The 13,053-nt window shown below is 61.7% G+C and carries 14 protein-coding genes; 6 read left to right on the top strand and 8 right to left on the bottom strand.

Features of this window, described 5'->3' with window-relative positions; translation table 11 throughout:
• Positions 1 to 103 precede the first annotated feature (103 nt).
• From cysN to ACMTA2_RS27435, 3 genes are all read right to left on the bottom strand, one after another.
• On the bottom strand, positions 104 to 2,002 hold the full coding sequence (gene cysN / locus ACMTA2_RS27425; protein ID WP_413792597.1) for a sulfate adenylyltransferase subunit CysN: 1,899 nt from the start codon (positions 2,000 to 2,002) through the stop codon (positions 104 to 106).
• 9 nt (positions 2,003 to 2,011) lie between these two features.
• Positions 2,012 to 2,929, bottom strand: a complete 918-nt coding sequence (cysD, locus tag ACMTA2_RS27430) for a sulfate adenylyltransferase subunit CysD (RefSeq protein WP_003178041.1) — start codon at positions 2,927 to 2,929, stop codon at positions 2,012 to 2,014.
• A 253-nt stretch (positions 2,930 to 3,182) separates the two neighbouring features.
• On the bottom strand, positions 3,183 to 3,941 hold the full coding sequence (locus ACMTA2_RS27435) for a Nif3-like dinuclear metal center hexameric protein (protein ID WP_413792598.1): 759 nt from the start codon (positions 3,939 to 3,941) through the stop codon (positions 3,183 to 3,185).
• Between the two features lie 104 nt (positions 3,942 to 4,045).
• Between ACMTA2_RS27435 and algW the strand changes: the two genes are divergently transcribed.
• From algW to ACMTA2_RS27450, 3 genes are all read left to right on the top strand, one after another.
• Complete coding sequence (algW, locus tag ACMTA2_RS27440) at positions 4,046 to 5,206, top strand: Do family serine endopeptidase AlgW (RefSeq protein ID WP_413792599.1); 1,161 nt, start codon at positions 4,046 to 4,048, stop codon at positions 5,204 to 5,206.
• 296 nt (positions 5,207 to 5,502) lie between these two features.
• Positions 5,503 to 7,605, top strand: a complete 2,103-nt coding sequence (locus ACMTA2_RS27445; RefSeq protein ID WP_413792600.1) for a TonB-dependent siderophore receptor — start codon at positions 5,503 to 5,505, stop codon at positions 7,603 to 7,605.
• Between the two features lie 13 nt (positions 7,606 to 7,618).
• A complete protein-coding gene (locus ACMTA2_RS27450) occupies positions 7,619 to 8,338 on the top strand; it encodes a DUF4198 domain-containing protein (RefSeq protein ID WP_413792601.1) in 720 nt (239 codons plus the stop codon).
• A 236-nt stretch (positions 8,339 to 8,574) separates the two neighbouring features.
• Here ACMTA2_RS27450 and ACMTA2_RS27455 read toward each other — a convergent pair whose 3' ends face one another.
• From ACMTA2_RS27455 to ACMTA2_RS27465, 3 genes are read right to left on the bottom strand one after another with little or no spacing between them, the layout of a single operon-like run.
• Positions 8,575 to 9,198, bottom strand: coding sequence for an SOS response-associated peptidase (locus ACMTA2_RS27455; protein WP_046063546.1), 624 nt, complete (start codon positions 9,196 to 9,198; stop codon positions 8,575 to 8,577).
• Positions 9,199 to 9,237: 39 nt separating this feature from the next.
• Entirely contained in the window at positions 9,238 to 9,498 is a 261-nt protein-coding gene (locus ACMTA2_RS27460) for a putative signal transducing protein (protein ID WP_413792602.1), read from the bottom strand.
• Positions 9,499 to 9,508: 10 nt separating this feature from the next.
• Positions 9,509 to 9,691 (bottom strand): CPXCG motif-containing cysteine-rich protein, encoded by a 183-nt coding sequence (locus ACMTA2_RS27465; RefSeq protein ID WP_413792603.1) that lies wholly within the window; start codon positions 9,689 to 9,691, stop codon positions 9,509 to 9,511.
• A 139-nt stretch (positions 9,692 to 9,830) separates the two neighbouring features.
• On the opposite strand from ACMTA2_RS27465, the gene ACMTA2_RS27470 reads away from it, so the two are divergent.
• A complete protein-coding gene (locus ACMTA2_RS27470; protein ID WP_413792604.1) occupies positions 9,831 to 10,997 on the top strand; it encodes a 1-acyl-sn-glycerol-3-phosphate acyltransferase in 1,167 nt (388 codons plus the stop codon).
• Positions 10,998 to 11,190: 193 nt separating this feature from the next.
• Here ACMTA2_RS27470 and ACMTA2_RS27475 read toward each other — a convergent pair whose 3' ends face one another.
• Complete coding sequence (locus tag ACMTA2_RS27475) at positions 11,191 to 11,472, bottom strand: hypothetical protein (RefSeq protein ID WP_058544126.1); 282 nt, start codon at positions 11,470 to 11,472, stop codon at positions 11,191 to 11,193.
• A gap of 200 nt (positions 11,473 to 11,672) precedes the next feature.
• Here ACMTA2_RS27475 and ACMTA2_RS27480 point away from each other — a divergent pair, with 200 nt between their 5' ends.
• Positions 11,673 to 11,879 carry a hypothetical protein gene (locus ACMTA2_RS27480; protein WP_003185312.1) on the top strand — a complete coding sequence of 69 codons (207 nt, stop codon included), beginning with the start codon at positions 11,673 to 11,675 and terminating at the stop codon, positions 11,877 to 11,879.
• Positions 11,880 to 12,007: 128 nt separating this feature from the next.
• On the opposite strand, the gene ACMTA2_RS27485 is transcribed toward ACMTA2_RS27480, so the two are convergent.
• Positions 12,008 to 12,592 (bottom strand): YajG family lipoprotein, encoded by a 585-nt coding sequence (locus tag ACMTA2_RS27485; protein ID WP_003205489.1) that lies wholly within the window; start codon positions 12,590 to 12,592, stop codon positions 12,008 to 12,010.
• 206 nt (positions 12,593 to 12,798) lie between these two features.
• Here ACMTA2_RS27485 and ACMTA2_RS27490 point away from each other — a divergent pair, with 206 nt between their 5' ends.
• A complete protein-coding gene (locus ACMTA2_RS27490) occupies positions 12,799 to 13,032 on the top strand; it encodes a hypothetical protein (RefSeq protein WP_413792605.1) in 234 nt (77 codons plus the stop codon).
• Positions 13,033 to 13,053 lie beyond the last annotated feature (21 nt).

A 13,053-nucleotide genomic window follows, 5' to 3' on the forward strand; every position in this document is an offset into this window, starting at 1 on the left:
TCCCCTGTGGGAGCGAGCTTGCTCGCGATAGCGTCCCTCCAGACAACAAAAAAAGCCCGCAGATGATCACTCATCTGCGGGCTTTTAGTTACAGCGACCTGCCTTAGATCGCCCCACGCTTGCGCAGCAGATCCAGCACCTGCTTGACGCTCTCTTCCAGGGTCAGCGCCTGGGTGTCGATCACCAGGTCGGCGTCCAGGGGCACGTCATACGGGAAGGATTCGCCCGGGATGTTGTCGCCAGCCGCCGCGTACAGCCCTTGCGGATCACGTTGGGCACACACCGTTGGCGAAGCCTGGACGTAGACCGTCAGCAGACGCTCACGACCGATGAGGTCCTTGGCCTGCTCACGCCCTTCGGCGCTCGGCGCAACGAACGCGGCGAGGGTCAGCAGGCCAGCTTCGTTGAACTGACGGGCGACATGGGCCGCACGGCGCCAGTTCTCGGTCCGCCCGGCGCGATCCTGAGGCAAGCCTTTGTTCAGGTCGTGACGCAGGTTCTGGCCATCGAGGACAAAGACCGCACGGCCCGAGTCGAACAACTTGCGCTCCACCGCATAAGCCAGCGTGCTTTTGCCAGCGCCCGACAGGCCACTGAACAAGACCGTGGCCGGTTGCTGGCCGAAACGCTGGGCGCGCTCTTCCACCGACACATGGGCCAGCTTGCCATGGTGCGTGCTGCTGCCGTGGGCCAGCGGCTGGGCGACGATCATGCCGGCACCGACGGTGCCGTTGGTCAGGCGATCGATGACGATGAACGCGCCGGTGGTGCGGTTGCTCTCGTAACCGTCCAGGGCGATCGGCGCATCCAGGGCGATCTTCACCTGGCCGATTTCGTTAAGTTGCAACGCGCTGGCCGGGCCTTCTTCAAGGGTGTTCACATCCACCTTGTTGACGATGCTGGCAATCGAGCCCGGCACGTAGCTGGTGGCGCGCTTGATGTCGTATTTCTTGCCCGGCAGCATTGGCTCTTCGGCCATCCACACCAGCATCGCTTCGAAGCTGTCGGTGACCGGCGGCACGTTGTCGGCATGCACCAGCAGGTCGCCCCGGGAGATGTCGATTTCGTCTTCCATGGTCAGCGTCACCGCCTGGCCTGGACCGGCGTGCTCCAGCTCGCCTTCGAAGGTGACGATGGACTTCACGCGGCTGCTCTTGCCCGACGGCAGCACCACCACTTCGTCGCCCTTGTGCACGATGCCGCTGGCGAGGGTGCCGGCGAAACCGCGGAAGTTCAGGTTCGGACGGTTGACGTACTGTACCGGGAACCGCAGGTCGGTGAAGTTACGGTCGCCCGCCACTTCCACGGTCTCGAGGATTTCCATCAGCGACTGGCCGGTGTACCACGGCGAACGCTCGGACTTGTTCACCACGTTGTCGCCCTTGAGGGCGGACATCGGCACGAAGTGCATGCTGGTGGGCTTCATCTTCAAGCCTTCGGCGAACTTCAGGTAGTCGGCCTTGATCGACTCGAACACGCCCTGGTCGAAGTCCTTGAGGTCCATCTTGTTGATGGCCACGACGATGTGCTTGATGCCCAGCAACGAGGCGATGAAGCTGTGGCGACGGGTCTGGGTCTGCACGCCGTAGCGGGCGTCCACCAGGATGATCGCCAGGTCACAGGTGGAGGCACCGGTGGCCATGTTGCGGGTGTACTGCTCATGGCCGGGGGTATCGGCGATGATGAACTTGCGCTTGGCGGTGGAGAAATAGCGGTAGGCGACATCGATGGTGATGCCTTGCTCACGCTCGGCCTGCAGGCCGTCGACCAGCAACGCCAGGTCGATATCGTCACCGGTGGTGCCCACTTTCTTCGAATCGCGGGTGATGGCTTCCAGGTGATCCTCGTAGATCATCTTGGAGTCGTGCAGCAGGCGCCCGATCAGGGTGCTCTTGCCATCGTCGACGTTGCCGCAGGTCAAGAAGCGCAGCAGCTCTTTACGCTCGTGCTGGCCCAGGTAGGCGAGGATGTCCTCGCTGATCAAATCAGATTGATGCGACATGACAGCCCCTTAGAAATAACCTTGACGTTTTTTATCTTCCATCGAGCCTGCGCCATCGTGGTCGATGACCCGGCCCTGGCGCTCGGAAGTTCGCGTCAGGAGCATTTCCTGGATGATGTCCGTCAGGCTCTCGGCCTCGGACTCCACCGCGCCCGTCAACGGGTAGCAGCCAAGGGTACGGAAACGCACTTTCTTCTTGACGATGCGGGCCTTGTCTTCGTCGGACAGGTGCTCGAGGATGCGCTCGTCGTCGATCATGATCAGCGTGCCATTCTTCTCGATCACTTCACGCTCGGCGGCGAAGTACAGCGGCACGATCGGGATGCCTTCGAGGTAGATGTACTGCCAGATGTCCAGCTCGGTCCAGTTCGACAGCGGGAATACGCGGATCGACTCGCCCTTGTTGACCTTGCCGTTGTAGACGTTCCACAGCTCCGGACGCTGGTTCTTCGGGTCCCAGCGGTGCTTGCTGTCACGGAACGAGTACACGCGCTCCTTGGCGCGGGATTTCTCTTCATCGCGACGGGCACCGCCGAACGCGGCGTCGAAACCATATTTGTCCAAGGCCTGCTTGAGGCCTTCGGTCTTCATGATGTCGGTGTGCTTGGCACTGCCGTGGGTGAACGGGTTGATGCCTTGCGCCACGCCATCCGGGTTCACGTGAGTGATCAGGTCCAGGCCCAGCTCCTCGACCATGCGGTCGCGGAACTTGTACATCTCCTGGAATTTCCAGCGGGTGTCGACGTGCATCACCGGAAACGGCAGCTTGCCGGGGAAGAACGCCTTGCGTGCCAGGTGCAGCATCACGGCGGAGTCTTTACCGATGGAGTACAGCATCACCGGGTTATCGAACTCGGCGGCCACCTCGCGGATGATGTGGATGCTTTCCGCCTCCAGCTGTTTCAGATGCGTCAGTTTGTCGACCATGGCTACTCACGAAAACTTTCTTATGAACGGCCAGCGGGCCGTGTTCGAGCGGGGAATCCTAGCACAGCGACCTCTTCTAATCAGGGCGCCAACTAGATCGAAACAGCATATGGATATGCCTGGTGGTTCGGGCGTTGCAACAGTTTTTTTGTGGGAGCGAGCTTGCTCGCGATAGCAGTGTATCAGTCAGCATTGAGGTTGACTGATCCGCCGCTATCGCGAGCAAGCTCGCTCCCACAGGGGTTATGAACCGTCAAATCGGATTCGGGCAATCGATGAAGATGTGTTCCAGGGCAAACCGTCGCGCCAGGTAGTCACCCAGCGCCTGGACGCCATAACGTTCAGTCGCATGATGCCCGGCGGCGATGAAGCTGATGCCGTTTTCCCGCGCGCTGTGGAACGTCTGCTCCGACGCCTCGCCGCTGAGGTACAGGTCGACACCGGCCAGCACCGCCTGATCGATGTACCCCTGGCCGCCGCCGGTGCACCAGCCGACCCGGCGGATCATCTGCTCGCCTTCGATCAGCAAGGGCTCGCGGCCCAGGGCTTCCTGGACCTTGCGCGCGAAATCCCGCGCCGTCATCGGCTCTGAGAGGGAGCCGACCAGGCCGACAACCTTGGGGTTATCCGGATCGAGCGGTCCCTCGACGGTGATGTCCAACTGGCGGGCCAGTTGCACGTTATTGCCCACCTCGGGGTGCAGGTCCAAGGGCAAGTGATAAGCCAACAGGCTGATGTCATGCTTGAGCAACGTCTTGAGGCGACGCTGTTTCATGCCGGTGATACACGGGTTCTCGCCCTTCCAGAAATAACCGTGATGCACCAGCAACAGGTCGGCCTGAGCCTCGACGGCAGCATCGAGCAAGGCCTGGCTGGCGGTGACGCCACTGACGATGCGCATCACCTGGGGCGCGCCTTCGACCTGCAGGCCGTTGGGGCAATAATCGGCGATCCGGCTGCTTGCCAGGTAACGGTCCGCTTCTTCAACCAGGGTGTTCAGGGCTACGGCCATGAAAAGACTCCTAAATATCCCGTTCAGAGGCGCGCGCGGCCTCGTATAATGCGCGACATTATGGGCGGTCTCATACCGCCTGCAACCTTTGTAGGACGTGCTTAATGCTCAAGGCGCTGCGTTTTTCCGGCTGGCCGCTATTGGCCGGCGTGCTTGTCGCTCTACTGATTATCCAGCGCTACCCGGAGTGGGTGGGCCTGCCCAGCCTCGACGTCAACCTGCAGCAGGCGCCGCAGACCAAGATGGTGCAACAGGGGCCGGTGTCCTATGCCGACGCCGTGACCACCGCCGCGCCGGCCGTGGTGAACCTGTACACCACCAAGGTCATCAACAAACCCAGCCATCCGCTGTTCGAAGACCCGCAGTTCCGACGCTTCTTTGGCGACAACTCGCCCAAGCAGAAGCGCATGGAGTCGAGCCTGGGGTCGGGCGTGATCATGAGTCCGGAAGGCTACATCCTAACCAACAACCACGTCACCAGCGGTGCCGACCAGATCGTGGTAGCCCTCAAGGATGGCCGTGAAACCCTGGCCCGGGTAATCGGCAGCGACCCGGAAACCGACCTCGCGGTGCTGAAGATCGACCTCAAGAACCTGCCGGCCATCACCATCGGCCGCTCCGACAGTATCCGCATCGGCGACGTGACCCTGGCCATCGGCAACCCGTTCGGTGTAGGCCAGACCGTGACCATGGGCATCATCAGCGCCACCGGGCGCAATCAGTTGGGCCTGAACAATTACGAGGACTTCATCCAGACCGACGCCGCGATCAACCCCGGCAACTCCGGCGGCGCGCTGGTGGATGCCAACGGCAACCTCACCGGGATCAATACGGCGATCTTCTCCAAGTCCGGTGGCAGCCAGGGCATCGGTTTCGCCATTCCGGTGAAGCTGGCGATGGAGGTGATGAAGTCCATCATCGAACACGGCCAGGTGATCCGTGGCTGGCTGGGGATTGAAGTCCAGCCGCTGACCCAGGAGTTGGCCGAGTCCTTTGGCTTGTCTGGGCGGCCCGGCATCGTGGTGGCGGGGATTTTCCGCGACGGCCCGGCGCAGAAGGCCGGCCTGCAACTGGGCGATGTGATCCTGAGCATCGATGGCGAACCGGCCGGCGATGGCCGCCGCTCGATGAACCAGGTGGCGCGGATCAAGCCCACCGACAAGGTGACGATCCAGGTCATGCGCAATGGCAAGGAACTCAAGCTCACCGCTGAAATCGGCCTGCGTCCACCGCCGGCGCCGGTAGTGCTCAAGGAAGAGCAGTAGCCGCGGGGCACATCCTGGGGCCTGAAAAAACTTGTGGCGAGGGGATTTATCCCCGCTGGGTTGCGCAGCAACCCCAAAATCAGCCACCGCGGTCCACCTGACGAACCGCACCCACTGGTCTACGGCTGCTGCGCAGCCGAACGGGAATAAATCCCCTCGCCACACAGATTCCTACCTGCACCGCCAGTGTGATCCACCTGGCAAACCTATCCAGATTCCACTTGAAAACTTAGATAGCATAAATTCTCATTAGTAGTGTTATATTGTTTCAATACTAAAAATTGGAACAACATAACATGTCATCCCTGAAACGGATCTCCCTCGCCAGTCTCGCCCTGGGCCTGCTGGGCGATCCGGCCTACGCCGAAGAAATCCAGCCCCTGGAGCTGGACGCCATCACCGTGACGTCCGACTACGAATCCGCCACCGGGCCTGTCACGGGTTATCGCGCGACCCGCTCCGCCAGTGCAACCAAAACCGACACGGCCCTGCGCGACATCCCGCAATCGATCAGCGTGATTCCCGCCAGCGTGCTCAAGGACCTGGGCAGCACCAGCGTCGAACGGGCATTGGAATACGCCGGCGGTGTATCGAAGCAGAACAACTTCGGCGGCCTGACGCTCTACGAATACAGCGTGCGCGGTTTCACCACTTCAGAGTTCTACAAGGACGGTTTCAGCGCCAACCGCGGTTATCCGAGCACGCCGGACGCCGCGAACATCGAACGCATCGAAGTGCTCAAGGGCCCGGCCGCCAGCCTGTATGGCCGGGGCGACCCCGGCGGTACGGTGAACATTGTCACCAAGAAACCGCAACCGGAAGCCTTCACGACGCTGCAGACCAGCGCCGGCAGTTGGGATCGCTACCGCACCGCACTGGACGTCAACACACCACTGGACGCCGAAGGCCAAGTGCTGTCGCGGGTCAACCTGGCGGTCGAGGACAACCACAGCTTTCGCGATCACGTCGACAGCAAGCGCGTCTTCGTCGCACCTTCCATCAGTTGGCAGTTGAACCCCGACACCCGGTTGCTGGTGGAAAGCGAAATCGTGCGCCACAGCTCGACGTTCGACCGGGGCATCGTCGCCCCGAACAATCGCTGGAGCGGCGTTTCCCGCTCGACTTTCCTGGGCGAACCCAACGACGGCGACATCGACAATCACAACAACATGCTCCAGGCCGCCCTCGAACATCAGCTCAATGACACCTGGCAATTGCGCCTGGCCAGCCACTACAAACAAGGTGAACTTTGGGGGTTCGCCTCCGAAGCGCGTCCGCTCAACCCCGATGGCCACACGGTGAATCGTCGCTATCGCGAGCGCGACAACAATTGGCACGACAGCATCACCCAACTGGAATTGCGCGGCCTGTTCGACCTCGGCCCCTGGCAGCACGAACTGCTCATCGGCAGCGAATACGAGGACTACCGCAAGAACGAGCGCGTGGCCAACATCGCCGGCGCTTACCCTATCGACATCTATCAGCCGGTCTACGGCCAGCCAAAACCCACTGGCACGCCCTCCGGCACAGACTTCTTCGAACATGTGCAAAGCCGCGCGCTGAACCTTCAGGACCAGATCGTCTTCACCGACAAGCTGCGGGGCATGATCGGCGTGCGCTACGACCATTTCGAGCAAAGCATCGACGATCACACCCGCAGTAAAACCAGCCGCCAGCGCCACGACGCCCTGACGCAGCGAGCCGGCCTACTGTATCAACTGACCCCCGACGTCGGGCTGTTCGCCAACGCATCCACCTCGTTCAAACCCAACAACGGGGTGGATGCCGGCGGCAACACCTTCGATCCCGAGGAAGGCGTCGGCTATGAAGTGGGGATCAAGAGCGAGTGGTTCGACGAGCGCCTGAGCACCACCCTGGCGGCGTTCCATATCGAGAAGGAAAACGTCCTGAGCCCGGTCGCCGGGACCGACTTCAGCCGCGCCATCGGCAAGGCCCGCAGCCAGGGCATCGACCTGCAGCTGACCGGGCAGGTGACCGACGCCGTACGGGTGATCGGCGCCTACGCCTACATCGATGCCGAAGTGACCCAGGGTGACGAAACCATTCCCACAGGCAGCCGGATCCTTGGCGTCGCCAAACACAGCGGCAGCCTGCTGGGGGTCTACGAATTCCAGAACGGGCACCTGCGCGGTTCGGACGTCGGCGCGGCGTTCACTTACGTTGGCGATCGCTCGGGGGAAGCCGGCAAGGCTTTCGAACTGCCGGCCTACCACACCGTGGACCTGCTGGCCCATTACAAGGCCAGCGACGACGTCACCGTGGGTCTGAACCTGAACAACGTCTTCGACGAAAAATACTACGAGCGCGCCTACAGCAACTACTGGGTCACCCCCGGCGCGCCGCGCAACTTCACCGTCAGCCTCACCCTCGCTCTGTAAAAGGAAAATCTCCATGAAACACCCCAAGACACTCGCCCTTCTCGGCTTGCTCCTGGCGACACAAGTTTCGGCCCATGGCCTGTGGACCGAACAACGTCGCGGCAACATCGAAGTGATCTACGGCCACGGCGCCGAAGACAATGCCTTCAAGGCGCAGAAAATCAGCGGTGCCTGGGCCTATGACCTGGGCGGCAAGATGATCCCGGTCACCGTAGAACGCCTGCCGGACCACGCCCGCCTGCAACCGCTCAAGCCGCCAGCGGTGCTGGCCGTGGCGCTGGACAATGGCATGTGGTCCCAGACGGCCGACAAGAAGTGGATCAACGAAGGCCGCAGCAAAGTGCCCGGGGCGATCGAGTCGACCCAGACGTTCAAATACAGCCTGGCGATCTATGAGCCGGGGGCGAAACTGCCAGCGCTTGCGCCGATCAAGTTCGTGATCCTGCCGGAAGTCGACCCGTTGACCGTGGGCCCGGGCCAGTCATTGCCGGTCCGGGTACTGCTGGATGGCAAACCGGCGGCCGGTGTGAAACTGGTGGGCGACTACCGCAGCACGCCGAGCACCGTGTCGACTGAAACCGATGCCGAAGGCCGAGCCAAGGTACTGGTGCGCAACGAGGGCTTGAATGTGATCGCGGCGCAGATGGAAATTGCCCTCAAGGACAACAAGGACGTAGCGACCCGTGGCGTGTTCACTTCGCTGACCTTCCTGGGCGAACCGCATCACGAGTAACCCCACAGGGGATAGACGGTGAACACATTTTTTGTGAACGCCCGCAACCTATTGTGGGAGCGGGCTTGCTCGCGAAAGCGGTGGGTCAGCTTGCATGAATGTTGGATGTCATGCCCCTTTCGCGAGCAAGCCCGCTCCCACAGGGGATGGTGGGTGTACGAGAAATTTGAATACACCTGTAATCCAATGTGGGAGCGAGCTTGCTCGCGATGAGGCCGGCACAATCACCGCAACGCTCAAGCCGGGGTCAAGCACTCAGGCCCATTGAGCTTCGGATCGTTGACCATATTGGCCAATACCCGCTCGCGCAGTGGCGCCGGCTCGCTTGCCAGCAGCCCCTGCAAGGCATGCAGCGGTGTCTCGGGATCGAGCCACAGACGCTGGCCTTCTTCGTCCAGGATCAGCGGCCGGCGCTGGCCCGCCGCCGGCTGGGTGATGACGGCCGTGCTCAGCCACACCTGTTCCTGCACCGGATACGCTTCCCAGATCGCGGCAAAAAACAATGACGAGCCCTCCCCCGGCGTCAGCCAGTACGGACGCTTGCGCGTGCCGCCGCGCCACTCGTAGAAACCATTGGCTGGGAGCAGGCAGCGGCGCAGGCGCAAGGCCTCGCGAAACATCGGTTGCTCGGCCACGGTTTCGGCCCGGGCGTGGGCCGGGGTGCGGGACAGGTCGGTCAGCCACGGCGGCGTCAGGCCCCAGCGCGCCCGGGCCAGTTCGCGCTGGCCCTCGGCGCCGGCCCGCAGGATCAGCACCGAATCGTTGGGCGAAATATTCCATTGGGCCTTCTGATCGGCGGGAAAACCGGGCAGGGCCGCAAAGGTGGGGTTCCAGCGAAACAGGGCATAACGTCCACACATGGGGCAACACGACTCTTGATCGAACGAACGGCCGCCAGCCTAACAGACCAGCGTGCCGGGGTAGCTGTCCGGTTCATCGCCGGGCAGCGGCAGCGCGGCATTGTACGCCGCGATCAACTCCCGGGCGTATTGCGCCTGTTCGTCTTCCACCGTCAGCCCCAACAGGCCCTGCATGGGCAACTCCCCCGCACCGCCCACCAGATCACGCCCCACCAGATGCGCCGTGATGCCTTCACTGGCGAGCATGCCTTGCAGCAACTCGCCTTCCATCAGGTTGTCCAGCTCGTAGATTCGTTGCATGGGCGCCCCATCATTCGTTTTCGCTGAAGACCTCGAGGTGCCACTCCTCGCCGTGGACCTGCAGCACAAAGGTGACCGGTCGACAACACACCTGACAGTCCTCGATATAGGACTGGTCGCCGCCGGACAAGTCCACGGATGTCTCTACTTCCTCCCCACAATAGGGACAATCATAACGAGCCTGTTCCAGCATCGCGGTCTCCCAGGTGACTTGTGCGTATAATCGCCGGTCTATTTGCAGGGCTATTTTCGTCTGGCTTATCTTCCTGACCGTGCCCTGTCGTTTTTTCGATCGAACCTTTACTTACCCTAGCCGTTTCCAACAAGAGAGCATGATGGGCGAATTCGATGCCATCCGACCTTACGACGACAGCGAAGTCCCAGCGGTGCTGGCACGGCTGCTCGGCGACAAGGCGTTTCTAGATATCCTCACCCACTTCCGCTTCCCACGCCTGGCCGGCGCCTTCGGCTGGATGCTCAAACCCCTTATAGCGCAAAGATTGCGCCGTGAGTTCGCCGGTGTGAGTTCCGTCGCCACTTTGCAGGACAAGGTGGAGTTCTACGTCGACCACACCATCGAGCGCGCCACCGATGGCGTGACCTACACCGGGGTGGAGCAATTCAAGTCCGGCAGCGCGTACCTGTTCATCGCCAACCATCGCGATATCGTGATGGACCCGGCCTTCGTCAACTACGCCGTGTACCACGCCGGCCTGCCGACGCCGCGCATCGCCATTGGCGACAACCTGCTGCAAAAGCCCTTTGTCAGCGACCTGATGCGCCTGAACAAGAGCTTTATCGTGCACCGCTCCATCACCGGACGGCGGGAAAAAATGGCGGCGTACCAGTTGCTGTCAGCGTACATCAACCATTCGATCCGCAACGACTGCGCCTCGATCTGGATCGCCCAGGCCGAAGGACGGGCCAAGGACGGTGACGACCGGACCGAATCGGCGATCCTCAAAATGTTCCACATGAGCCGCAAGGACGAGCCGTTCGGCGAGGTAATCCAGTCGCTGAACCTCACGCCAGTGTCGATCAGCTACGAATACGACCCGTGCGATCAGGCCAAGGCCCGCGAGTTGTACATCCGCGCCACCACCGGCACCTACACCAAGGCACCGGGCGAGGACGACGTGAGCATCGCCAAGGGCATTACCGGCTACAAGGGCCGGGTCCATGTGAACTTCGCAGCGCCCATCACCGAATATTTCGAGGACACCAAGCAATTGGCCCTTGAAATGGACCGGCAGATTCTCGGCGGCTACCGGTTGTTCCCAGTGCACTACCTGGCTTACGCCCAATGGGCCGACGCCGACCCGCAGTTGCAGGTTCCCACGGCGGCCGAGGTGTTTGAAGCCGATGAACTGGCCAAGGCCCAGGAAGAATGGCAGCGCCGACTGGACGCTTGCCCGCCGGAACATCGGCCGTTCCTGGTGCTGCAATATGCGACACCGGTGCGCAACCAGTATCGGGTCAAGGCGGGGTTGGCGCTTTAAGGCGAGTTTGCAGGCGAAGGGCTTCACGGTGGCGAGGGGATTTATCCCCGCTGGGCTGCGCAGCAGACCCAAACCCTGACAGCTCGGTGAGTCAGGTCGATCACATCAACCCGATCAGGGCTGCTGCGCAGCCCAACGGGGATAAATCCCCTCGCCACAGGTCACCATGTCCCCGATCAAAACGGCGACTTCATTAAAACTGCGTACTGATCCACGACACCAGCAACGCCAGCGCCAGGCAACCAAAGCCAAACCGGTAGAAAAACCGGTTCATCCGCTGAGTGGCCAGGTCCAGCAGCGCTTCGAATCGTTCGTTGCCTTCGCGATTGCGCGCTTCAAGGCAGGCCCGCGCCCGTTGTTCACGTCGGCGCGTCGCATGCAGCACCCAGCCGCCAGGGCAGGCAAACAGTAACGCGAGCAGGTTGATCAGTTTGGCGGGGTGGGCGGCGAACAACGAAAACAGATGCAGCGACATCACGAACCTCAAGCGGAAAAACGGACAGGACGCGCCCGGGACCTACGAACAGGGCGAGAATTCTACCGAAAGCCTGCCTCACCGGGCGGTTTTTTCCGACCTGTGGGGGCGAGGCTGGGCGACCGATTAATTTACCCCGTCACGGTTTCGTCATCTGATTAGGCCACCCTGTCGCCCTTCAAACCCGCACGGACCCCGTCATGCTGCACGCCGAAAACCAGGATCGTCTCTACCTCATCAGCCCGAGCGACGAACAACAGAACCTCGTCGACAGCCTGTCCTTCAATGTTCAGGACCGCCATTGGCTGGTGTACTGCGCCCTCGGCGGCCACCAGCATGCCGACCTGCCGGAGACCGACCTGCTCACCGGGATCAGTGTGCTGGAGTTCTATTCCCAGGCAGCCTGAGAATCTCGTCCATAAAAAACTGTGGGAGCGAGCTTGCTCGCGATGGCGGTGGATCAGCCACCCTCAAAGTGGCTGACATTCCGCTATCGCGAGCAAGCTCGCTCCCACAGGGATATGAGGCTTGTTAATTACTCAGCCAGCACCTGGCCAATGGTCGGGTCCTTGAACAGCCGGGTCAGCGCATCGCTCAACACATCGCTGACCAACTTGGTGTTGGTGTCCTGGTTGGGCGCCATACCGAAGCGCTGGTCCAGGGAAGCGCCGTAACGACCACTGTAGCGGCGGTTGGCGTTCTGCACATCGGAGCGGAAAGTCGCGCCGATGGTGGCTTCGGTCACGTACATGCCTTCCTTGGGCGACTGGTACTTGAGCTCGGCCAGGGTCACGGTCAACTGCGGTGCATTCAAGGCATTGGCGGTCGGCGTGAAGCCCAGCAAACGCACGGCAGCTTCAGCCTGGGCCTGCAGCTTGGGCAGGATCTGCGCGCCCTGCACCGTGATCACGCTGGTTTCCGGATACAGCCCGCCACGGGTGCCGAGCGTCGGCGACGGACGACCGTCCACCACTCGCACCACCACCGGCTGGCCACGGCCCACAGGCGCCAGCTGGGCATTGAGCTTGGGCTCCGGGTTAAGTTGTTGCGGGCTGTGGGCGCAGCCGACGAGGGTCAGACTGGTCACAGCGATCAAACCGAACAACAGGCGTTGCAACATGCTCTTCTCTCCAGAATCGGGCACAAACAGGCCGGCAGTATAGCGGTGCGCCATCGCCGTGAACTAGCGTCGCACGATGAATACTGAAATGTCTGACACGGGCCCGTGGTTGCCGGTTCCTGTCACCCCAATGTCACGGTCCTTACACCAGCATGTCATAGCCCGCTGTCAGGCTTATCCCAAGCTCCCTGACCCGGTATTCGATCATGCGCTTCCTTATTTCCCTGTTCACCCCTCGCCCTCATCACCGCAGCTTCGCCTTGCTCGATCGCAACGGCCGTTGCCAGGCGTTCAAGCAGTGCAGCCTGCAACCCATGGGCGAAGGCTGGGTGGAAATCGACGAGATCCGTCTCAACTGGTTGCACCAGCCATTGCCCGCCAGCGCCCGCGTGCAACCGCTTCCTGCCCGCGCGCGCAACCGTCAACTGTTGACCATCTGACCGGACGGCTAATAAAAGTCA

Source organism: Pseudomonas medicaginis (genome assembly GCF_965119365.1).
Classification (GTDB): Bacteria; Pseudomonadota; Gammaproteobacteria; order Pseudomonadales; family Pseudomonadaceae; genus Aquipseudomonas.

Coding starts and splice junctions, on each gene's coding strand:
- cysN (WP_413792597.1), bottom strand. CDS start 2,002: ATGTCGCATCAATCTGATTTGATCAGCGAGGACATCCTCGCCTACCTG.
- cysD (WP_003178041.1), bottom strand. CDS start 2,929: ATGGTCGACAAACTGACGCATCTGAAACAGCTGGAGGCGGAAAGCATC.
- ACMTA2_RS27435 (WP_413792598.1), bottom strand. CDS start 3,941: ATGGCCGTAGCCCTGAACACCCTGGTTGAAGAAGCGGACCGTTACCTG.
- algW (WP_413792599.1), top strand. CDS start 4,046: ATGCTCAAGGCGCTGCGTTTTTCCGGCTGGCCGCTATTGGCCGGCGTG.
- ACMTA2_RS27445 (WP_413792600.1), top strand. CDS start 5,503: ATGTCATCCCTGAAACGGATCTCCCTCGCCAGTCTCGCCCTGGGCCTG.
- ACMTA2_RS27450 (WP_413792601.1), top strand. CDS start 7,619: ATGAAACACCCCAAGACACTCGCCCTTCTCGGCTTGCTCCTGGCGACA.
- ACMTA2_RS27455 (WP_046063546.1), bottom strand. CDS start 9,198: ATGTGTGGACGTTATGCCCTGTTTCGCTGGAACCCCACCTTTGCGGCC.
- ACMTA2_RS27460 (WP_413792602.1), bottom strand. CDS start 9,498: ATGCAACGAATCTACGAGCTGGACAACCTGATGGAAGGCGAGTTGCTG.
- ACMTA2_RS27465 (WP_413792603.1), bottom strand. CDS start 9,691: ATGCTGGAACAGGCTCGTTATGATTGTCCCTATTGTGGGGAGGAAGTA.
- ACMTA2_RS27470 (WP_413792604.1), top strand. CDS start 9,831: ATGATGGGCGAATTCGATGCCATCCGACCTTACGACGACAGCGAAGTC.
- ACMTA2_RS27475 (WP_058544126.1), bottom strand. CDS start 11,472: ATGTCGCTGCATCTGTTTTCGTTGTTCGCCGCCCACCCCGCCAAACTG.
- ACMTA2_RS27480 (WP_003185312.1), top strand. CDS start 11,673: ATGCTGCACGCCGAAAACCAGGATCGTCTCTACCTCATCAGCCCGAGC.
- ACMTA2_RS27485 (WP_003205489.1), bottom strand. CDS start 12,592: ATGTTGCAACGCCTGTTGTTCGGTTTGATCGCTGTGACCAGTCTGACC.
- ACMTA2_RS27490 (WP_413792605.1), top strand. CDS start 12,799: ATGCGCTTCCTTATTTCCCTGTTCACCCCTCGCCCTCATCACCGCAGC.